Origin of the sequence: Clostridium fessum (assembly GCF_027698965.1) — a bacterium.
Taxonomy (GTDB): Bacteria; Bacillota; Clostridia; order Lachnospirales; family Lachnospiraceae; genus Otoolea; species Otoolea fessa.
Map to the genome: position 1 here is coordinate 160287 of NZ_JAQEQF010000004.1, position 22259 is coordinate 182545.

General features: G+C 45.5%; 18 protein-coding genes and 1 CRISPR repeat array. Of the genes, 16 read left to right on the forward strand and 2 right to left on the reverse strand.

Going from position 1 to position 22259, the window contains the following annotated elements; translation table 11 throughout:
• Window positions 1-223 precede the first annotated feature (223 nt).
• From cas5c to cas2, 6 genes are read left to right on the forward strand one after another with little or no spacing between them, the layout of a single operon-like run.
• Window positions 224-880 carry a type I-C CRISPR-associated protein Cas5c gene (cas5c, locus tag PG862_RS07040; RefSeq protein ID WP_118570333.1) on the forward strand — a complete coding sequence of 219 codons (657 nt, stop codon included), beginning with the start codon at window positions 224-226 and terminating at the stop codon, window positions 878-880.
• Entirely contained in the window at window positions 877-2625 is a 1749-nt protein-coding gene (gene cas8c, locus PG862_RS07045) for a type I-C CRISPR-associated protein Cas8c/Csd1 (protein ID WP_270234404.1), read from the forward strand. The genes cas5c and cas8c overlap by 4 nt, the downstream gene beginning before the upstream one ends.
• Window positions 2622-3536, forward strand: coding sequence for a type I-C CRISPR-associated protein Cas7/Csd2 (gene cas7c, locus PG862_RS07050; RefSeq protein WP_270234406.1), 915 nt, complete (start codon window positions 2622-2624; stop codon window positions 3534-3536). The genes cas8c and cas7c overlap by 4 nt, the downstream gene beginning before the upstream one ends.
• Window positions 3533-4198: a CRISPR-associated protein Cas4 gene (gene cas4 / locus PG862_RS07055; protein WP_270706943.1), complete on the forward strand. Its 666-nt coding sequence runs from the start codon at window positions 3533-3535 to the stop codon at window positions 4196-4198. The genes cas7c and cas4 overlap by 4 nt, the downstream gene beginning before the upstream one ends.
• A complete protein-coding gene (gene cas1c, locus PG862_RS07060; RefSeq protein ID WP_270234410.1) occupies window positions 4195-5226 on the forward strand; it encodes a type I-C CRISPR-associated endonuclease Cas1c in 1032 nt (343 codons plus the stop codon). The genes cas4 and cas1c overlap by 4 nt, the downstream gene beginning before the upstream one ends.
• A gap of 10 nt (window positions 5227-5236) precedes the next feature.
• Window positions 5237-5527: a CRISPR-associated endonuclease Cas2 gene (gene cas2, locus PG862_RS07065; protein WP_118570338.1), complete on the forward strand. Its 291-nt coding sequence runs from the start codon at window positions 5237-5239 to the stop codon at window positions 5525-5527.
• Between the two features lie 179 nt (window positions 5528-5706).
• Window positions 5707-7332: a CRISPR direct-repeat array (repeat unit 32 nt; unit sequence GTCGCCTCCCTCGCGGAGGCGTGGATTGAAAT).
• A gap of 39 nt (window positions 7333-7371) precedes the next feature.
• On the opposite strand, the gene PG862_RS07070 is transcribed toward cas2, so the two are convergent.
• Complete coding sequence (locus tag PG862_RS07070; protein WP_270706945.1) at window positions 7372-8094, reverse strand: transposase; 723 nt, start codon at window positions 8092-8094, stop codon at window positions 7372-7374.
• Between PG862_RS07070 and PG862_RS14440 the strand changes: the two genes are divergently transcribed.
• The 3 genes from PG862_RS14440 to PG862_RS07085 all read left to right on the forward strand — a co-directional run bounded on the left by PG862_RS14440 (window position 8093) and on the right by PG862_RS07085 (window position 11563).
• Entirely contained in the window at window positions 8093-8302 is a 210-nt protein-coding gene (locus tag PG862_RS14440) for a transposase domain-containing protein (protein WP_243022573.1), read from the forward strand. The two genes, PG862_RS07070 and PG862_RS14440, sit on opposite strands and share 2 nt — an antisense overlap.
• 274 nt (window positions 8303-8576) lie before the next feature.
• On the forward strand, window positions 8577-9857 hold the full coding sequence (locus PG862_RS07080) for a 2-hydroxyacyl-CoA dehydratase family protein (protein WP_118684663.1): 1281 nt from the start codon (window positions 8577-8579) through the stop codon (window positions 9855-9857).
• Complete coding sequence (locus tag PG862_RS07085; protein WP_118684661.1) at window positions 9854-11563, forward strand: acyl-CoA dehydratase activase; 1710 nt, start codon at window positions 9854-9856, stop codon at window positions 11561-11563. The genes PG862_RS07080 and PG862_RS07085 overlap by 4 nt, the downstream gene beginning before the upstream one ends.
• Before the next feature lie 10 nt (window positions 11564-11573).
• On the opposite strand, the gene PG862_RS14375 is transcribed toward PG862_RS07085, so the two are convergent.
• Window positions 11574-12179 (reverse strand): GyrI-like domain-containing protein, encoded by a 606-nt coding sequence (locus PG862_RS14375; protein WP_333563198.1) that lies wholly within the window; start codon window positions 12177-12179, stop codon window positions 11574-11576.
• Between the two features lie 469 nt (window positions 12180-12648).
• Here PG862_RS14375 and PG862_RS07095 point away from each other — a divergent pair, with 469 nt between their 5' ends.
• From PG862_RS07095 to PG862_RS07125, 7 genes are all read left to right on the forward strand, one after another.
• On the forward strand, window positions 12649-13962 hold the full coding sequence (locus PG862_RS07095; protein WP_118471960.1) for an ATP-binding protein: 1314 nt from the start codon (window positions 12649-12651) through the stop codon (window positions 13960-13962).
• 162 nt (window positions 13963-14124) lie between these two features.
• Window positions 14125-14433 carry a pyridoxamine 5'-phosphate oxidase family protein gene (locus PG862_RS07100; protein ID WP_243023778.1) on the forward strand — a complete coding sequence of 103 codons (309 nt, stop codon included), beginning with the start codon at window positions 14125-14127 and terminating at the stop codon, window positions 14431-14433.
• 228 nt (window positions 14434-14661) lie between these two features.
• Window positions 14662-16530 (forward strand): TIGR03960 family B12-binding radical SAM protein, encoded by a 1869-nt coding sequence (locus PG862_RS07105; protein ID WP_118684721.1) that lies wholly within the window; start codon window positions 14662-14664, stop codon window positions 16528-16530.
• Between the two features lie 13 nt (window positions 16531-16543).
• The gene (locus tag PG862_RS07110; RefSeq protein ID WP_118684655.1) at window positions 16544-17350 is read left to right on the forward strand and encodes a TIGR03936 family radical SAM-associated protein; all 807 of its coding nucleotides are present in this window, start codon (window positions 16544-16546) and stop codon (window positions 17348-17350) included.
• A gap of 105 nt (window positions 17351-17455) precedes the next feature.
• Window positions 17456-18733 (forward strand): ribonuclease E/G, encoded by a 1278-nt coding sequence (locus PG862_RS07115; protein WP_270706946.1) that lies wholly within the window; start codon window positions 17456-17458, stop codon window positions 18731-18733.
• A 40-nt stretch (window positions 18734-18773) separates the two neighbouring features.
• The gene (locus tag PG862_RS07120; RefSeq protein WP_022359656.1) at window positions 18774-20135 is read left to right on the forward strand and encodes an NCS2 family permease; all 1362 of its coding nucleotides are present in this window, start codon (window positions 18774-18776) and stop codon (window positions 20133-20135) included.
• Between the two features lie 670 nt (window positions 20136-20805).
• A complete protein-coding gene (locus PG862_RS07125; RefSeq protein WP_270706947.1) occupies window positions 20806-22197 on the forward strand; it encodes an MATE family efflux transporter in 1392 nt (463 codons plus the stop codon).
• Window positions 22198-22259: the final 62 nt, after the last annotated feature.

A 22259-nucleotide genomic window follows, 5' to 3' on the forward strand; every position in this document is an offset into this window, starting at 1 on the left:
TTATAATATAGAATTACGGATTTGTGTATGATAAAAATGTTTTTGGTGCAACTATTAAAATAAATTTTCATTGGTATTTGTAGTAAATATTGATCTTTGGAATGAAGTGTGGTATAGTTGGTTTTATAAGAAAGGACTGACAATTGTAAAGCTTTATGTTGATATTATATCAAAATGACACGAGAAATAATATGTTTTTCTGACAAAAGGGGTGATGGTTTTAATGAGTGTTAAAATTAAAGTCTGGGGTCCGTATGCTCTATTTTCCCGACCTGAAATGAAGGTGGAGCGCTGCAGCTATGATGTGATTACTCCATCTGCAGCAAGAGGAATTTTAGATGCGATCTACTGGCATCCGGGACTGCGTTGGGTGGTAGATAAGATTCATGTTATTAATCCAATACGCTTTACAAGTGTAAGGAGAAATGAAGTAAAGAGCAAAGTTTCGGCCAGTAATGTGCTGCAGGTCTATAACGGTGGTGATAAGCAGTTGTATATCAGTACGAAGGAAGATATTGTCCAGCGTGCATCATTGCTCCTTTGTGATGTTGAGTATATTGTGGAAGCCCATTTTGAAATGACAGAGAAGGCGAATAATACAGACAATCCGGGGAAATTCCAAGATATAATAAAACGCCGGCTCAAAAGAGGGGAGTGCTACCATATGCCATACTTTGGATGCCGAGAATTCCCAGCACAGTTTATGTTGTGGGAAGAGGATGAGATTCATTCTTGCTATGAAGTTGTTCCGGAAAAAGATTTGGGATATATGTTGTATGATATGGATTATACAGATCCAGAACATATACAGCCTATGTTTTTTAGGGCAGTTATGAAGCATGGAACAATCGATTTAGGAGACTGCGAGGTGATAAGGTGATATTGCAGGCACTTGCAAAGCATTATGAAAATCTGGCAGCAGAGGGAAAGGTATCAAAAGAAGGATGGTGTGAAGCGAAGGTTTCCTATGCAATTGAATTAATGCCAGATGGAAAAGTGAAAGGATTTATCAGTTTAAAAACAGAGGAAGAGCGTGGAAAAAAGAAAGTTTGGGTTTCAACGACTAGAATGGTTCCGCAGATGGTAACACGTTCCTCCGGTGTGTCATCCAATTTTCTTTGCGATAATTCGAAATATATGCTTGGATTCGATAAAGACGGAAGTTCTAAAAGAGTGTTAGAGTGCTTTCAGGCAGCAAAGGAAAAACACCTGGAATTGCTTGAACAGGCAGAAGGAGAGATGGCAGCATCTATCAAAGCATTCTTTGAAACGTGGAATCCGGAAAAAGAGGAAGAGAAGTTAAAGGAATCTGAAATTTGGGAAGCTCTTACAGATGGCGGTAATTTAATATTTTACATGAATGGATGTGAAGCACAAGAGGATGAAGAAATAAAAGAACTGTGGAATGAAAAACAGAATTCATGTGACGGGGAAGAAGGTGGAAATACAGGAATTTGTCTGGTAACCGGTAAGAAAGCAGAGATATCTCGTATACATCGAACCATCAAAGGCGTTCCAGGTGCTCAGTCCAGCGGTGCAGCATTGGTATCATTTAATGCTCCGGCTTTTGAATCTTATGGAAAAGAACAAAGTTATAATGCACCGGTTGGAAAATATGCGGAATTTGCTTATACAACAGCGCTAAATTATTTGTTGTCGCAGAGAAATTATACGTTTCAGCTTGGAGACACAATGGTTGTTTATTGGGCTGAAAATGGACAGAAGGCATATCAGGATGTATTTTCGTTTGCGTTAGTTCCTACAGTAGATAATCGGGAGACGATTCGTGAAATATTTGACTGCATCAAAAAGGATCAGCCGATTAAGGTAGAAGATATAGAGATGGATTCGGAACAGCGTTTTTACATTCTGGGATTGGCACCTAATGCGGCAAGGCTTTCGGTTCGATTCTTTTACCAAGATTCATTTGGAAAGATACTGGAACATATCTCAGAGCATTATGAACGCATGAAAATTGTACAACCGTCTTGGGAAACCAGGGAATATATGAGTATACGTGATATGCTGATGGAAACAGTTAATCAGAATTCTCGAGATAAGAGTCCGATTCCCAATATGGCTGCGATGGTGATGCAGGCTGTATTATCGGGCGGACGTTATCCGGCAAGCTTATACACAGATACATTGATTCGAATTCGGGCAGACCAAGGAGAACGGAAGCTCAGTTGGGGGCGCACGGCAATTTTAAAAGCATATTTGATTAGAAATACAAATTGGAAAGAAGGAGTTAACTACATGGGATTAAATAAGGAAAACAGTGAACAGCCTTATTTATTGGGACGTTTGTTTGCAGTGTTAGAATTTATTCAAAAAGACACAAATCCGGGAATCAAGGCAACGATTCGAGATCGCTATTTTAATTCGGCTTGTGCTACGCCAGCATCCGTATTTCCGATTTTGATTAAGCTTATGAATAGTCATATCAAAAAATTGGAGCGGGATAATCTAGGTGCAAAAATCAGTTATGAAAACCAGCTGACAGAAATTATGGGTAAATTAGATGAGTTTCCGAGAAGATTGACTTTGGAAGAGCAGGGAAAATTTGATTTAGGGTATTATCATCAGGTGCAGGATAAATATACTAAACGGGAGGATAGAAAATGAGAGAAGCGATTAAAAACAGATATGAGTTTGTGATTTTATTTGATGTAGAAAATGGTAATCCAAATGGAGATCCGGATGCTGGAAATATGCCGCGTATTGATCCGGAAAGCGGACTAGGATTGGTAACGGATGTTTGCCTGAAACGAAAAATTCGTAATTATGTGGAAACTGTAAAAGAGGGAGAAGCCGGTTATCAGATTTATATCAGAGAAGATGTGCCTTTAAACAGAAGTGATCGGAAAGCATGCGAAAATCTGGGAATTACAGAAACAGATGATAAAAAGGTAACGGAAGGATTAAAAAAATTAAAAAAGAATGATCCGGATGCAGATTTGAAAATCAGAGATTATATGTGCCAGAATTTCTTTGATATTCGTACTTTTGGTGCTGTAATGACGACTTTTGTAAAGGCATCATTAAATTGTGGTCAGGTAAGGGGACCGGTTCAGATTGGATTTGCAAGAAGTATTGATCCGATTGTAAGCCAGGAAGTCACTATTACACGAGTGGCTATTACAACCGAAAAGGATGCGGAAGATAAAAAGACAGAGATGGGAAGAAAGAGTATTGTTCCATACGGACTTTATCGCGCAGAAGGTTATGTGTCAGCCAATCTGGCAAGAAAAGTAACAGGATTTACAGAAGAGGATCTGGACCTGTTATGGGAAGCTATTATTAACATGTTTGAGCATGATCATTCAGCGGCACGAGGAAAAATGGCTGTACGGGAATTGATTGTATTTAAACACAGCAAGGAACTGGGAGATTGTCCGGCATATAAATTATTTGATGCAGTAGAAGTTTCCAGAAAAGCCGATGTTGTATATCCGAGAAATTATCGTGATTATGAGGTTCAGATTCATGGTGAGCAGATCCCGGATAGTGTCGAGGTGAAGAGAATGATAAAATGATCTATGCAGAAGATGACTATTTGATGATATCTGGAATTCAGCACTTTAAGTTTTGCCGAAGGCAGTGGGCGTTAATTCATATTGAACAGCAGTGGGCCGAAAATGAACATACCATAATTGGTGAACTGATGCATAAAAAGGTTCACGATCCGTATCTGACAGAGAAACGCAAAGATATATTGATTGTGAGGGCACTTCCTGTGCACTCTAAGATACTGGGAGTGAGTGGGGAATGTGATGTGGTAGAATTCCATAAAAGTGAAGAGGGTGTCAAACTGCATGGACATAGGGGATTATATGCAATTTACCCGGTGGAATATAAAAAAGGAAGGCCAAAATATACAGAAGAAGATATTTTACAGCTTACAGCACAGACGATGTGTCTGGAAGAAATGTTTTCAACACAAATTTATGAAGGTGCCCTTTTTTATGGTGAAACACGTCGTCGCGAAAGAATTCTGATAACGCAGGAACTTCGGACAGAAGTTGAAAATATGTTCAAGGAAATGCATCAATATTATCAAAGGGGATATACTCCTAAGGTAAAATACAGCAAAGTATGTCAATCTTGTTCTTTAAAGGGAATTTGTCTTCCTAAATTGAGTCGTTCAGATGAGGTGAAAAAGTATATTTCCCAAAAACTGGCGGAGGATGAACTATGAAAAAATTGTTGAATACCTTATATGTAACATCGGAAAATAGTTATCTGGCATTAGATGGAGAAAATATAGTAATTTATGAAGAACAAGAAGAGCGCGGGAGATTGCCGCTTCATAATTTAGAAGGAATCGTTTCTTTTGGATATAGAGGGACAAGTCCCGCGTTGATGGGCGCTTGTGCAGACAGAAATATTTCTTTATGCTATGTGACTCCGCAGGGGCGTTTTTTAGCGCGCGTAACAGGCAAAGTCAGAGGAAATGTATTGTTGCGTAAACAGCAGTATGAAAGCAGTCAGGATAATGCAATTAGTTTGGAGATCGCTAAAAATTGCATTGTTGGAAAGGTTTATAATGCGCGATGGGTGCTGGAAAGAGCAGTACGTGATCACCCACTTCAGGTTGATGTTGAGAAAATGAAAAATGCATCGCAGCAGCTGAAAAATTCACTGATACAAATACAAAGCAGCGAATCAAAAGAACAGCTTCGTGGCTATGAGGGAGAGGCTGCAAGTGTATATTTTGGTGTATTTGATGAATTGATTTTGCAGCAAAAAAAGGAATTTTTCTTCCATGGGCGGAGTAAAAGACCTCCAATGGATAATGTGAATGCAATGTTGTCCTTTACGTATACCCTTCTGACCAATAATATTGTATCGGCATTGGAATGTGTGGGCCTTGATTCGTGCGTAGGATATTTGCATACGGAGCGTCCGGGAAGAGCTTCTTTGGCATTAGATTTGATTGAAGAATTGCGCCCTGTATTGGCAGATCGTTTTGTTTTGTCACTGATCAATAAAAAGATTGTGACTGGTAAAAACTTTACCAAAAAGGAAAACGGAGCAGTTCTGATGGATGATGAGATTCGGAAAAAGTTTTTAACAGAGTGGCAGAAAAAGAAAAAAGAAACCATTACACATCCGTATTTGAATGAAAAAATTGAGTGGGGAATGATTCCATATGTGCAGTCAATGCTTTTAGCAAGATATCTGCGTGGTGATCTGGATTCATATCCGGTTTTTTTGTGGAAATGAGGTGTGGAACATGTTAGTATTAATTACGTACGATGTTAATACAGAAACAGCGGCAGGCCGTACTCGTCTTAGAAAAGTGGCAAAGCAATGTATGAATTATGGCAGAAGAGTACAAAATTCGGTATTCGAATGTATAGTAGATAACGCACAGTGTGTGATGCTTAGATCACTTCTTACAGACATTATCGACGTTAATGTGGACAGTCTTCGGTTCTACTATCTGGGAAATAAGTATCAGACGAAAGTTGAGCATGTAGGCGTGGACAAAGGAATAGCGGCGGATGATGTTCTTATCTTGTAACAAGTCTGTGCGAACCTAAAGCAGACATAAAAAGCCTGATAGGTTCGCACCTGAAAAAGTAAACAAAAACAAATAAAATGATTAATTGCTAGATGGTATATACATTAATTTGAAGTGCCAGATGGATGATCTATACAAGGAATACTTTGGATCAGATGTAAAAATTGGTAATTAATGCAGTCGCCTCCCTCGCGGAGGCGTGGATTGAAATCGGCAAAAAGCGGTGGATAGCTCCAGTCGGTATGAGTCGCCTCCCTCGCGGAGGCGTGGATTGAAATTGCAATGGAAATGCGTTATTACCGCGATATCGTCAGTCGCCTCCCTCGCGGAGGCGTGGATTGAAATGCTGTAAAGACTTCCTGGTATGGGGTTAAATTTGTCGCCTCCCTCGCGGAGGCGTGGATTGAAATTCCTTTTAATTAAAAATAAATTTATGTAAATATTGGTCGCCTCCCTCGCGGAGGCGTGGATTGAAATAAAATGCTTCTGGCTGTATTCCACCAGTGCAGACGTCGCCTCCCTCGCGGAGGCGTGGATTGAAATCGTCGCGACTAATCGTATCCATATCTCCGTGAATGTCGCCTCCCTCGCGGAGGCGTGGATTGAAATGCGTGAACTGGTGACGTTGTAGAAAGATACTCTCCGTCGCCTCCCTCGCGGAGGCGTGGATTGAAATAATATTATTTTGTTTTAAAAGTCACTCGGAAATAGGTCGCCTCCCTCGCGGAGGCGTGGATTGAAATGTCCTATAAAGATCTATGAGCACGGCAAAAGTGGGTCGCCTCCCTCGCGGAGGCGTGGATTGAAATACTTCTGAAACAATCAAGTGCTGCTTGTAAACAGTCGCCTCCCTCGCGGAGGCGTGGATTGAAATCTGTTGTTCCGCCCGAATGAATCATTGTTTTGGGTCGCCTCCCTCGCGGAGGCGTGGATTGAAATTTTAAATGTTCAGGCACAGATCTCCAAATCTCACACGTCGCCTCCCTCGCGGAGGCGTGGATTGAAATATGTAACTCTTCGCAAGCATTGTCCACTACATTATCGTCGCCTCCCTCGCGGAGGCGTGGATTGAAATATCAGGTACTCACCAGGCAGGCAATCAACCAGGCGTCGCCTCCCTCGCGGAGGCGTGGATTGAAATAATTCGGTTGCTGAATTGCTCCGTGATATGGAATGTCGCCTCCCTCGCGGAGGCGTGGATTGAAATAATTCGGTTGCTGAATTGCTCCGTGATATGGAATGTCGCCTCCCTCGCGGAGGCGTGGATTGAAATGACTGGTACGGGAAGACCGGCGCGGCAGCAGGAAGTCGCCTCCCTCGCGGAGGCGTGGATTGAAATATATATGCTCTAGGAAGTCGTTCTCCGTCCTTATAGTCGCCTCCCTCGCGGAGGCGTGGATTGAAATATTCTGGGACGACCTCGAAAAGCAGTTGTTTACACGTCGCCTCCCTCGCGGAGGCGTGGATTGAAATACATCGTCATCCTTATTCCGGGAAACCTTGATGTGTCGCCTCCCTCGCGGAGGCGTGGATTGAAATAGCGTGGCGGCTGTCAAGGGGCGCGAAGCGTACACGTCGCCTCCCTCGCGGAGGCGTGGATTGAAATCACGATGTGAGAGTAGTAGAAGAGAAGAATGAGCGTCGCCTCCCTCGCGGAGGCGTGGATTGAAATAGTGCGAATATCACACGGAATATCACACGGGATCTGCGTCACCTCCCTCGCGGAGGCGTGGATTGAAATTTAATACTGAATAAAGAATTTTATCTGTTTCAGTCGCCTCCCTCGCGGAGGCGTGGATGGAAATGCAAGTCCCTCGTAAACGCTCCATAGGCTCTTTCCACACTTAGTTGATTTCACAGCGAAATTGTTCATGAAGCAGTACTTTTGCCTTCAATAATTCAAAACCATTTCTGCCATACATAATACGTTTTATTACTTTGAGTTTATTAAAGCTTCCCTCTGCCAAACCATTATTATATTGCATGGCAATTCCATTTTTCACAGCAACAATATCCTGTCTTATACCATTCACATATGTTTGCAACTCAGGAATATTAAATTTTTCCAGTTTAACAAGCCATGCGTCTAGCTTTTCTTCATGCTTTGAATATATAATTTCATAAAATTCCTTTATGGTCACATAAAGGTCGGCAATCACTGGGTATGATTTTAAAACTTGCTCATATTGTTCTTGACTGATTGTTTTCACATCGTCCAACCCTTTATATATTAATTGCGTTAGTGATCGGCGTTGTACGTATTCTTTCGGCTGATAATCAGAACAAGCATCTTCTTTTTGAGCGGTCACGCAACGAATTCTTTCTTTTTGAATAAACATTCTTAAAGAAGCAACTGACCCATCATACCTTTTTTCACTGATTATTTTGTGTATACAAGGGTATGTCATGATTTCCTGATAGTATATATTCCTCAGGACAGTGCCAGTTCCAAAACAGTGAAAACCTACCGAGACGGACTTACGATCTTCAGAAGGTATGTTGCTGAAGTAAAAGGCTTTTCTATACGATCTTTTTCTTTTAGTCAATGCACCTTTGAGTGCTGTCATGTACAGTATCGTAGAAACCGCAAAAGCCAACAATCTGAATGTGTTCCAGTATCTCTACACAGTACTACTTTATATGCCGGACTACAAAAATGAGCCCGCAGGTATAGAAAAGCTGTTACCGTGGAGCAACTTTATAAAGGAACGCTGCAGCAGATTGATTGATGTTGAAAATCAAACACCAGAACACCATGAACCACTGCCTATTTAAGGAGAAGGATACCAAGGGGGCAGTGGGCAATACGGTGGATTATTCATCGTTTACGGTGGTTGTTTGCTCAGTTTTTTGGAATATAGATGATTTTGTCACAGGTGTAAAGCTCTTCTCCCCTCTGTTTCGCGTTTCATATCCGATATATTTACAATTCCCATCCAACTGACTATAATAAAGAATGTCCGTTTGCCTGCAAAGGCGCGGAACCATATCCATCTGCATCAGGGCGATATGACAGAAAAATGAACTTAAAAGAATGGAAGAAAGAATAATGGATGTAATTGAAAAATTTGGAAATAGGGTGAGCAGCCAGGCGCTTAAGGATCCGGAAAAAGCGCGTCGGCTGCTTCTTGCGGGATACCGCCTGCAGGAAAAGAAGCTTCAGTTTTTGCCGGATCGGGGGCTGCCGTCGTCGGGACAGTATGTGGCGCGGGTGGTTATGAAAAATATCATTCAGTCGCTGTCGGAACCGGAGAATGCGGCGATGGTCAGCATATTTGTGCCGGGAGAGCTGGTGATGGCGGCAGGGCTGACGCCGTACTCAGTGGAGGCGATGTCCTGTTTTATGGCGGGAACGAAGTGTGAGCAGACGTTTCTTCGGAAAACGGAGGAGGAAGGATTTCCGGAGACGATGTGTTCGTACCACAGGGTGTTTCTGGGGGCAGCGCTGACGGGGATTCTGCCAAAACCGAACTGCATGATTTATACGAACCTTGCGTGTGATGGAAATATGATGACGTTTCCTTATTTAAAGGATAAATTTGAATGTCCAGGCTTTTATATTGATGTTCCGTATGAGAAAAACCGGGAATCGGTTCTGTATGTGGCGGATCAGCTGCGGAAATTGAAACGGTTTCTGGAGGAGACGACGGACAGACGGATTTCGGAGGAAACAGTGCGGAGTGCGGTAGATAACAGCCGGAAAGCGGCAGCGAATTATAAAAAACAGCTTGCCCTGCGGTGTGCGCATGACCCGGTGACCTCTCTGACGAATGAATTGTATGCGCTTTTTATGTGCCATCTGATGGCTGGCTCAGAGACGGCGGTTACCTATACGGAAAAACTTCTGCGCGATGTGCGGATGTCACCGAGGGGAGATGGTCTTTCGGTAATCTGGATGCACATCATGCCATTTTTACAGGAGCCGGTTAAGGATATTTTTAATTATAGTAAGAAAATGCACATCCGCGCTTGTGATTTCATCGCAGATGGTTTTCAGGAGATGCATGCGGAAGACCCGTATGAGGCGATGGCAGAGAAAATGGTCTATTGCATTTACAATGGCAGTGTGAAACAGAGAGTTGAGGAAGCGGAACGGCTTGCCAGAATCACGGAAGCGGATGGTGCTGTTTTATTTGCCCACTGGGGCTGTAAGGGAACGATCGGTGCATCCAGCCTGATTAAGCAGTCCTTAGAAAAGACAGGACTTCCGACGATGATTCTCGACGGTGACGGCTGCAACCCCGCCAATACCAGCGACGGTCAGGTATCGACGCGGCTTCAGGCGTTTGTGGAAATGCTGGAAAAGGGCAAGGAGGAGAAACACGCATGATTTATTACGTCTGTAAGTACACCCCGATCGAGCTGTTCCGGGGGTTTGGAGAAGAATGTTCTGTTTTGGAGGAAATGCCGGAAAATTTCGAACAGTCGGATCAGATTGCACATGCAAATCTGTGCGGCTTTGGAAAATCGGTCATTCAGGCAGTGCTGGAAGGAAAGGTTGAACAGCTGGTGCTGGTAAACTGCTGCGATTCGATGCGACGCGTTTACGATATCGTGGAGAGCACGGGAAAATGTAAGTTTTTATATATGCTGGATCTGCCGCATGATGATAATGAATGTGAAAAAGTGAAATTTGCGGGCACGATCCGGAGGCTTAAAAAGGCATATGAGGCATATTCCGGGAAAGTGTTTGATAAACGCGCTTTTATCAAGTCCTTTATTACGCCGGAAATGAACACGGAGCCGTACATTGGTGTGCTGGGCGTGCGGGTCAGCGGCATTCTGGAGGATATGATCCGGGACAATATCCAGATGGATGTGGAAAATCTGACCTGTACGGGTGGTCGGAAACTGTCGGTCGTACAGGATGAAATGTGGAATATGGAGGAAGAGGAGCTGTTTCTTTCTTACGCGGACGTCCTGATGGGACAGATGCCGTGTTTCCGCATGAACCGTTCGATCCGCAGAAACCGTCTGTATCTGGATCCGAATTTAAAGGGAATTATTTATCACACGATCAAGTTCTGTGATTATTATGGATTTGAGTATGCGAGTATCAAGCGGGATATCAAGGTTCCGCTCCTTAAGATTGAGACTGATTTTACGAGCCAGAGCGCGGGGCAGCTTTTGACGCGCATTCAGGCATTTGAGGAGACGATCGAGGGATCAGAGGATATGGATCCGGGAAAAGGTATCAGTGAGGAGGCAAGAAAGAAGATGGAGTCGGGCATTTTTTATGTAGCGGGAATCGACAGCGGTTCGACAAGTACGGATGTGGTCATACTGGATCAGGATGGAAAAATTAAATCGACGATGATTATTCCGACCGGCGGCGGTGCGATGATGAGCGCCGAGAAGAGTCTGGATCTGGCGATTGAGAAAGCGGGAATTAAGAAAGAGGAGATCGTGCGGATCGATACGACCGGATATGGACGATCCTACATTGACAGCGGGGATGACAGCATCACGGAGATTACCTGCCATGCCAAGGGCGCAAATTATCTGAATCCGAATGTCCGCACTATCATCGACATTGGCGGGCAGGATATCAAGGCGATCAGCATCGACGGACAGGGAGCCGTGAAAAATTTCCTGATGAATGACAAATGTGCCGCCGGAACGGGACGTTTTCTGGAAATGATGGCGAAAACGCTGGGACTTTCCCTGGAGGAAATGAGTGTGAAAGGGCTGGAATGGAAGCATAATATCGTGATTTCCAGCATGTGTACGGTGTTTGCAGAGTCGGAGGTCGTGTCGCTGGTGGCACAGAATAAGGATGTGGCAGATATTATCCACGGTTTAAATGTGTCAGTTGCCTCAAAAGTCGGCGCGTTGGCAGCCCGCCTTGGAAAGGATCATCCAGGCGAATATATGATGACCGGCGGTGTGGCGAAGAACCAGGGTATCATCCAGGCATTGGAAGAGAAGCTTGGTGCTAAACTTTATATCTGTGATGAGGCGCAGCTCTGCGGTGCGCTGGGAGCGGCGCTATTTGCTTATGAGAAGTGTAAAGGCAGTGCGGAGGAAACGCGATGAAGCGGCAGGGTTAAAACACTTGTATCGATATTTTCGTCGGATATTCACTGGGAGAGGCTGTGGCCAATTCGTCGATCACAGCCTCTTTATAAGAGTATTTGCCGGTTTTAAACTTGTGTTCATCGATCCAATCAAAGAGTTTTTCGTAGGTGTCTTTCGAGTCATAGTAATTTCCCATTAAGTAAGCAACTGCGTAGGTTCCGGCTGGTTTTAAGTGATAGGGGTGATTTTCCGGTTTTGTTATAACTTTTGTGAAAAAATAAGCATAGGTATCCAGATGATTTTTTCGTAAATCTGCCACATCAAGCATGGCACCATAAGGATGACCGGCATTTAGAGCGTGGGCATTGCAGTAACCGATGTGGCGGCAAAGAGCCTGGATGATTTTCTGATGGTCATCTGTATGAATCGGATCGCTGAGAATCAGATATTCTTCCGGTGTCGTCTCGAGAAAAATACGACCATTTTTATTTTCTGTATGGAAGAATAATTCATCTTCTGTGTATTCTGCCTGTTTCTGATTCAGTGATTCCTGAAGTGATACCAGGGATAATTTTATATGATTGGACTGTAAAGTGAATAAAAATCCAAGAATGCATCTACATTCTGAAATCAGAAATCAAATTAAAACATTATAATCTTCGATGCCTCGTTGGGAAGCCAACGGGGTATTTTTTTACCCAATCAGGCTGTATAGGACACCTCATTTTTGATGTCTTTGGACGGTGCGGGAAGCATTACTGATTGGAATCCTTATATCTATGATATAGCTTTTGCAATACAAAAAGACTTTACATATGGCTATAAAAATCAACTGTATTCCAAGCGGAACCTTCCCCCATTTTCTGGAACACGAAAAAGAAGAAACGCTTTCGGTCTATCTGGAGGCCGTCAAATGGGCGCTTCTGGAAGAATGAATATGTCCGAAAAAATGTTGGAATTATAATAATATTAACCGAAAAAATGTGATTTATAATAAAATAATGTCCGCAAAAATGCTGTTTAGCAATGGAAATATGCCCTGAAAAGTGTTAAGATAGAATACAGATGCTTTTGGATGTATATGTTGCGCAGGAGGTTTCTTAATGGAAAGAGAGCTGTTTACGAAACTGGAACGATGGATGAATAAAAAGAACAGAAAGCCGCTGATCATACAAGGAGCGCGCCAGGTCGGAAAAACCTGGATTATGAAGGAATTTGGAGCCAGGTTCTATGAAAATACAGTCTATATCAATTTTGATAATAATAAAGCAATGAAGGATGTGTTTGACCTAGACTTTGACTTAAAGCGGATCCTTTCTGCAATCAAAATTGAGTACGGAAAGAGTTTTCAGGCTGAAAATACATTGATTATTTTTGATGAGATCCAGGAAGCACCAAAGGCGCTGGCATCTTTAAAATATTTCTATGAGAATGCACCGCAGTATTCTATCATTGCAGCTGGTTCCCTGCTCGGTGTTGCATTACATCAGGGAACATCCTTTCCTGTTGGGAAAGTTGATTTTTTAAAATTATGCCCTATGAGCTTCAATGAATTCATTTTGGCAGTTGGTGAAAAGGGGTTGCATGAAGCGTTGAGGTCCCAAGATTATGAACTGATCAATGCATATGCCGGGAAATATACGGATTTGTTAAAAAAGTATTATTATGTGGGCGGAATGCCAGAAGTAGTCCAGACATATATTGATTCCGATGATCTATTTGAGGTACGTGAGATCCAAAACAATCTTCTGCAGTACTATGAAGAGGATTTTAGCAAACATGCGCCAAAGGAAGTTGTTCCGCGCATCATGATGGTCTGGAATTCGATTCCTTCCCAATTGGCTAAGGAAAATCGTAAGTTTATGTATGGAGCACTACGAGAGGGTGCACGGGCAAAAGATTTTGAACTTGCAATTCAGTGGTTGGAAGATGCAGGGTTAATCCTGAAAAGCTATAGAGTATCAAAGCCAGATATTCCACTGATTGCGTACATGGAAATGAACAGTTTTAAAATGTTCATGTTCGATGTGGGATTGTTAACAGCAAAGACCGGACTATCAGCAAGACTTCTATTGGAGGGAAGCCGGATCTTTGAAGAATTCAAGGGGGCACTTACGGAACAGTATGTTGCACAGGAGTTACACGCTGCAGGATATCCGCTTTATTATTTTGCAACAGCACGATCAACTGGAGAGATAGATTTTATGTTGCAGGGAGATTTAGACTGCGTTCCGATTGAGGTGAAGGCAGAACAGAATCTCCGTGCCAGGAGTTTGAGGGCATTTTGCGATAAATATAAGCCGGGCATGGCGATTCGTAGCAGTATGTCAAATTATAAGCAGGAAGACTGGCTGACAAATGTTCCGTTATATATGCTTGCGGAATATTTGAAAAGAACAATATATGTGGTAAGCTGATAACAATTTACCTCAAAACCAACGGGGTATTTTTTGTTCTGAATCAGACAATACAGAAGTTCGCGCTAAGCGAACTAATGAAATGGAGGTTCTGGGTCCCTTCACGGCAATGTAGTATGTGCATTAGCTGCCGGAATCGGTGACTATGTGCGATGTACTCTCTTGGAATATAGCTATCACGATGGCCAGTTTTGGATTTTTACAGAAGGCGGCGAGAAGTTCATAGGACTTGAGAGGAATAAAAATGTCAGTCTTGCTGTCTTTGAAAAGCCCCCGGACTTTGGTGCGCTGAAAAGCGTACTGGTCATGGGAACGGCAAAGCTCATCGAGCCGATGTTATTTGAGATTCCTGAATTTGATGAATATTCGGAAAACTTGATAAAAAGTTCGATGATAGGAGTTCGAAAAATTTCTTTCGGGAAAGAATCTGTTGCGGAAACGCGGGAAATACCGTATAATAATGCGGTCTGATCTGCACATATGCAACAGATTTGTCCGTAAAAAAATGAAAAATCAGAATTGTGCGTATTTCAGAAACAATTTTTTGCTGTAAGAGTGAAAAAAGTTATGTAAACTGTCTGCAAAAAAATACTTGACAAGAATTTGTATTTTTACGTTTACGGAGAAGAACAAAAAAAGAACTAAAAAACAGCGATGAACACATCGCAAAAAATGAGAAATGTAGGTAAAAATAATTTTATGAGAAAATTAGCATTAAGTGATGAAATCCTTCTCAAGATCTCCCAGCCGGCGCGTTATATTGGCGGCGAGGTGAATATGGTGAAGAAGGATCCGTCGAAGGTAGCAGTCCGGTTTGCCATGTGCTTTCCGGATGTGTATGAGATCGGTATGTCCCATCTGGGCATCCAGATTCTTTATGATATGTTCAACCGCCGGGATGACGTTTACTGTGAGCGCGTTTATTCCCCGTGGATGGACTTAGATCCGATCATGCGGGAGCAGAAGATCCCGCTGTTTGCTGTTGAAAGCCAGGATCCGATCAAAAAATTTGACTTCCTTGGAATTACAATCCAGTACGAAATGTGCTACACCAATATTTTACAGGTGCTGGAATTATCACAGATTCCGCTTCATGCAGAAGATCGTACCGAGGAGGATCCGATCGTTATCGGCGGCGGTCCGTGTACCTACAATCCGGAGCCGATCGCGCCGTTTTTTGATCTCTTCTATATGGGCGAGGGCGAGGTGGTTTATTTTGACCTGATCGATCGCTATAAGGAGATCAAGGCGCGCGGCGGCAGCCGGAAGGAATTTCTGGAGCAGGCGGCACAGATTCCGGGTATCTATGTGCCGAGATTTTATGATGTGACATACAAAGAGGACGGCACGATCGAGGCGATGATGCCGAACAACCCGCATGCGCCGCAGACCGTTTCCAAGCAGCTTGTCATGGATATGAGCGATACCTGGTATCCGGAGAAGCCGGTGGTTCCGTATCTGCGCGCGACGCAGGATCGTGTGGTTCTTGAGATCATGCGCGGCTGTATTCGCGGATGCCGTTTCTGCCAGGCGGGCATGGTATACCGCCCGGTGCGCGAGCGCAGCCTGGAGGAACTGAAACGTCTGGCGCGGACGATGTTAAAGAGCACCGGACATGAGGAAATTTCGCTGAGTTCGTTGAGCTCCAGTGATTACACGAAGCTGGAGGGAATCGTCAATTTTCTGATTGACGAGTTTGACGGAAAGGGCGTCAATGTGTCCCTGCCGTCCCTGCGTATTGACGCATTTTCCCTCGACGTCATGAGCAAGGTGCAGGACGTGAAGAAGAGCAGCCTGACCTTTGCACCGGAGGCGGGATCCCAGCGTCTGCGTAACGTTATCAACAAGGGTCTGACCGAGGAAAATATTTTAAATGGTTCCGCCGAGGCGTTCAAGGGCGGCTGGAACCGCGTAAAGCTCTACTTCATGCTGGGACTTCCGACCGAGACGGTGGAAGATATGCAGGGCATTGCCGAGCTTTCGGAGAAGGTGGCGGAAGTGTACTATGACACGGTTCCGAAGGAACAGCGCCATGGCAAGGTGCAGGTAACCGCCAGCACCTCGTTCTTTGTGCCGAAGCCGTTTACCCCGTTCCAGTGGGCGCCGATGTGCACGAAAGAGCAGTTCTTGGAGCGCGCGAGCATCGTCAACCACCGCATGAAAGAGATGTTAAATAAGAAGAGTCTCCGCTATAACTGGCATGAGGCGGATGTGACCGTGCTGGAAGGTGTTCTGGCGCGCGGCGACCGCAAGGTGGCAGCTGTGATTGAGGAGGCATACCGCAAAGGTGCAATCTACGATTCCTGGTCCGAGTATTTCAACAATGATATCTGGATGAAGGCGTTTGAGACCTGCGGCGTGGACATTGATTTCTATACGACGCGTGAGCGAAGCCTTGATGAAGTGTTCCCGTGGGATTTCATCGACGCGGGTGTGACGAAGGATTTCTTAAAACGTGAGTGGGCGAACGCACAGGCGGAAACGGTAACGCCGAACTGCCGGATGCGCTGTTCGGGATGTGGTGTCCGTAAGTACGGCGGCGGAGTCTGTTTCGAAGAACGGGCATGAGGAAGGAGCGGTCATGAAGATACGAATTAAATTTCAAAAACAGGGAACGGTGCGTTTTATCGGTCATCTGGACGTGATGCGTTACTTCCAGAAGGTGATGCGCCGGGCGGAAGTGGATATCCGTTATAGCGAAGGATTCAGCCCGCACCAGATCATGTCGTTTGCGTCTCCGCTCAGCGTGGGGCTTATCAGCCATGCGGAGTATGTGGATATTGATGTCAATTCCAGCGGAAATTCGACCGGGATGGTGCGCCGCTTAAATGAGGTCAGCGCCGAGGGGCTGGAGGTGATCAGCTACCGCGAGCTTCCGGAGACGGCAAAGAATGCGATGTCGCTGGTGGCAGCTGCTGATTACACATTCTGGTTTAAAGAGGGATTTGCACCGGAGGACGGCAGCAGTGTAGAAGAATTTTTCGGGAAATTCCTGACATTCTGCAAAAGCGAGACAATTCCGTTTGTGAAGCAGACGAAAAAGGGCGAGAGAACCGTGGATCTGCGTCCGCTGATCTGTGAGGCGCGAATCGCGGAGCGGAAAGAGTATGTTCCGGCGATGGTCGCAGACTGGTATCCGGATCTGGAAAATGAGACGGTTGAGGAGGAAAAACAGGCAGAAGGAATCTGTGTCTTCCTGCGCCTCTTATCGGGCAGTGCGGCAAACGGAAAGCCGGAGCAGGTATTGCAGGCATTCTATGAGAGCCTGGGGCTGACCTACCGCCCGTTTGCTATTCAGGTCGAGCGCGAGGAGCTGTATGCGGACGAGGGCGCCGAGGGTGCACCGGAGTATGTGCCGCTTGAGGCGTATGGAAGCGAGATTGTGTAAATGCTTCAATGTTCATTAAGAGATGAAATGCGAAGCGCCAGCAAAATCCGGCTGCAGGTAGCACGAAGTGTGAATGGCAGCAAAAAATGAGAGGAGACGAAGAGTTTGGATCAGTTAATAGTGACAAAATGGAAGGATCGAAGCCTGACGGCGCTCCTCTCGGACGGGCACTGCCGGTCGCTGACGCTGGAATCTGGCGATGAAAGCCTGCTGGGGAATATTTACATCGGCAAGGTGAAAAATATGGTAAAAAACATCAACGCCGCGTTTATTGACCTCGGCGGTGGAAAAACCGGATATTTCAGCCTGGCGGAGAACCCGGTTCTGCTTTATACAGACGAGCTGAACCAGCTATGTTCATTCGGATATTCTGGAAATTCTGAGAAGAAAGTAAGTCCACGGAAACTAAAAGCTGGAGACGAGCTTCTCGTCCAGGTGTCCCGCGACGCCCTGAAAACCAAGGATCCGTCCGTGACCTGCTGTCTGAATTTTCCGGGTACCTATATGGTTCTGACGGTTGGAAAACCGCAGATCGGATTTTCGGCAAAAATCAAGGATAATGCCTGGAAAGAGAAGGTGCGGGAGGAACTTCTGACACATAAGGATGAGCGTTTTGGACTGATTGTCCGGACGAACGGGGCGTCGGCTTCCATCGAAACACTCTGTGCAGAAACAGAGAAGCTGAAACAGCAGATGGAAGAACTTTTTGCCCGGGCAGCCTGCCGCACCTGTTACAGCCTTTTAGAGCAGGGTACGCCGCCCTATATCCAGAGTCTTAGGGATGCGAAGAAAGGAACCCTTTCGGAGATCATCACAGATGTGCCGGAGTATGCGAAGAAGATTGAGGCATGGCTGGCGGAAGAGAAGGAAGAGGACAAGGAACAAAAAGAAAATCAGACCCAGGCAGATAAAAATGAAAGCATAAAACAGGCGGTTCCGAACTTGTCCCTATATACAGATGAGAACCTTCCATTAATGAAGCTGTACCGCCTGGAATCGGTGCTTAAAAGTGCATCGGATCGCCGTGTCTGGATGAAATCCGGCGGCTATCTGGTCATCGAGCCAACCGAGGCATTGACGGTGATCGATGTCAATACAGGAAAATATACAGGGAAAAAGACGCCTGCCGAGACGATCTTAAAGATCAACCTGGAGGCGGCGCATGAGGTGGCGCGCCAGCTTTCCCTTCGCAATCTTTCGGGAATTATTATTGTAGATTTTATCGATATGGAATCAAAAGAAGATCAGGAGAGCCTGATGCGGGTTCTGGGAGAGGAACTTTCCAGAGATCCCGTCAAGACCATTCTGGTGGATATGACGCGGCTTGGGCTGGTGGAGATCACCCGCAAGAAGGTGCGCCGTCCGCTTCATGAGATTTTGTAGCGGTTGAATCATAGAATGAAAAACACAAGGAGAAGAAAAGATGTTTGAAAAAGTATTTAAGCTATCCGAGCATCAGACGACCGTAAAGACGGAAGTTATGGCTGGAATTACGACCTTTATGACGATGGCGTACATTCTGGCAGTTAATCCGAGCATCCTCGGATCGACCGGCATGGACCCGACTGCGGTGCTTCTGGCTACGGCTCTGGCATCATTCATCGGTACTGCCTGCATGGCATTTATGGCGAACCTGCCGTTCGTTCTGTCCGCAGGCATGGGGCTCAACGCGTATATGGCGTATACGGTGTGCGCGGGCTATGGCTATAGCTGGCATGTTGCACTGCTGGCTGTATTTGCAGAGGGTCTGATCTTCATCGTGCTGTCTCTGACAAACGTGCGCGAGGCGATCTTCAATGCGATTCCGTTGACTTTAAAGCGCGGTGTGTCTGTCGGTATCGGTCTGTTCATCGCATTTATCGGTCTTCAGAATGCGGGACTTTCAGTAGACTCTTCCACACTGGTAACGATCATCAGCTTCCCGGAAAATTTCCATACCGCAGGTATCTGTGCGCTGCTGGCGCTGATCGGTCTGTTTATCATGGCGGTTTTATACACCTATCGTGTGAAGGGCGCGATTCTGTACGGCATTCTGGGAACCTGGATTCTCGGTATGCTGTGCCAGGTAACCGGCATTTACACACCGGACGTAGAGAATGGTTTCTACACCCTGTTCCCGACCCTGGGAATCACCGATTTCTCCAAACTGGGAGAGACATTTGGTAAATGCTTTACCGTTGACTTCGATGCAGTTGGAATTATCAATTTTATCGTAGTTATTTTCTCATTCCTGTTTGTAGATATTTTTGATACACTTGGTACATTAATTGGTGTAGCAACCAAGGCAGACATGCTGGACGAGGAAGGCCGTCTTCCGGGTATCCGTCCGGCGCTGATGGCAGATGCGATCGCAACTTCCTTTGGTGCGGTATTAGGTACTTCCACAACGACTACCTTCGTTGAGTCTGCATCGGGTGTTGCAGTCGGAGGACGTACCGGTCTGACTGCCCTGGTATCGGCACTCCTGTTCCTGCTTTCCACCCTGTTTGCACCGATTTTTACGGCGATCCCGTCCTTTGCGACGGCTCCGGCATTAATCATGGTTGGCTTCCTGATGGTGGGAACTGTAACCGAAATTCGTTTCGATGAGGACAATATCACCGAGGCAATCCCGGCATATCTGGCAATCATCGCCATGCCGTTGTTCTACAGCATTTCCGAGGGTATTTCCATGGGAATTATCTCTTATGTGCTTTTGAATGTGGCAGCAGGAAAAGCAAAGAAGATCACTCCGCTGATGTATGTGCTGGCGGTACTCTTCGTTCTCAAATACATTTTCCTGTAACAACTTGTAATAATTTAACCCCTGAAAACTTGACGAAAACAGGTTTTCATAATAAAATAGTCTATATCAAAAAAAGTTTTTAAAATTTTTTTGATTAACGTGCAATAAAATGCGTATGCAGCGCATTAACTTATTGAACGGATGAAAATCATTCCCGCGCGGAAGAACGCGGACAGAGACGAACAAAAACAAATCAAGTTACTCGAAATTCCTTGATGCATTACACTCCGTTACGAACTGTCCAAGATTTTCTGCTGGGATCTTTTCGGTATCGGTTGACAACCAGCAACCGATATTGGGTAAAAAGCGCCGGACCTGCTTGCAGTGCCGGCGCTTTTTACTGTACAAAAAAGGGGTAATTTTTATCAGGAATATCTCATTGACATTTTGGCGGGCAGACGGTATAAAGGACAGAGGGTAACTGTTCACAGGTAGGAATTTTCTGAACTGAAAATTCCGTACGATACAGTTCTGGCAGCAGATTTTGCCGATTTGGAATGCGCAACATCGGCAAAATCCCGTTGCTGGGCACACGTGTGTGAACAGTAACGACAGAAGAGGGAGTAGACTCTGGCGATAGAAACACGCATGGAACCAGTTCTGGGAGGAGAAGTTAAGAAAACATGAAAACAAAACAGCAGGGCGGGTTTCATACGGAGGTGGGATACATATGAAGATAGAAAATGATTTGGGGCGGGACGATATCCGGCGGCTGGTGATCCGTCTGGCGATTCCTTCGATGCTGGCGCAGTTTATCAATGTGCTCTACAGCGTGGTCGATCGAATCTATATTGGAAATATCCCGGTGATCGGGGAGACGGCGCTTGCGGGCGTCGGCGTCAGCGGACCGATTGTGACGCTGATCTCCGCGTTTGCCTATCTGGTCGGTCTGGGCGGCTCGCCGCTCATGAGCATCCGTATGGGCGAGGGGCAGGATGAGAAAGCGAAAAAGATTCTGGCAAACAGCTTCTGGATGATTGCCGGGCTGTCGTCGGTTCTGACGTTGGTTCTGTTTGTATTTAAACGAGAAATTTTGACGCGGTTTGGTGCGAGTGAAGCGATTCTGCCGTATGCGGAATCGTACTTTACGATCTATCTGCTGGGAACGGTCTTTGCGCTGCTTTCCATCGGAATGAACCAGTTTATTATCTGCCAGGGATTTGCGCGGATCGGAATGATTTCGGTGGCGCTCGGTGCGGTAACGAATATTGTGCTGGATCCAGTGTTTATTTTTGTGTTTGACATGGGCGTGGCGGGGGCGGCGTTTGCCACGGTTCTGTCACAGTTTGCGTCGGCGGTCTTTGTCCTTCGTTTCCTGCGAGGAAATCGCGTGCTTCTGCGGCTTGAATTTGAATGTCCGCAGGTGAAGACAGTCTGTAAGATTGCGCTGATGGGACTGTCGCCATTTTTGATTATCGCATTTGACAATGTGCTGATCATTTCGCTCAATACGGTAATTCAGATGTATGGCGGCGCGGAGGCGGACATGCTTTTGACCTGTACGACAATCGTGCAGAGTTTTATGCTGATCGTGACGATGCCGCTCGGAGGCATTACATCGGGAACGGGGGCGATCCTGGGCTTCAATTTCGGCGCGGGACGCCCGGATCGGATCCGGAGCGCACAGAAGTATATCACATTGCTGGCGGTGGTGCAGTGCAGCATCATGTTCCTGTTTTCCCGGACGCTGGCGCAGTATTTTGTGTATCTCTTTACGCGCAATGAGTCCTATGTGGAACTGACTGTCTGGGCGATCCGGGTCTGCACGATGGGGATTATTCCACTGGCAGTCCAGTATGAGGTCGTGGATGGATTTACCGGAATGGGTGTGCCGTCGGTGGCGATCTCGCTGTCAATGTTCCGGAAGCTGCTGTACCTGGTCAGCGTGTTCCTGATTCCGGTGTTTGCGGGAGTTGAAAATGTTTTCTACGCAGAAGTGGTATCGGATTTCGGCGGAACGACGGTGTCGGTGATCGTGTATCTTCTTTTGATTGGGCGCATTATGGGGCGCTGTGTAGAGCGCGCGAAATTGAACGGGAAAGCAGTGGAAGCAGACACTTGAAGCGGCGCTTAAAATGGCTGAAAATGTGTGTCAGATAACGTTGTCATCAATCAATAAATGAA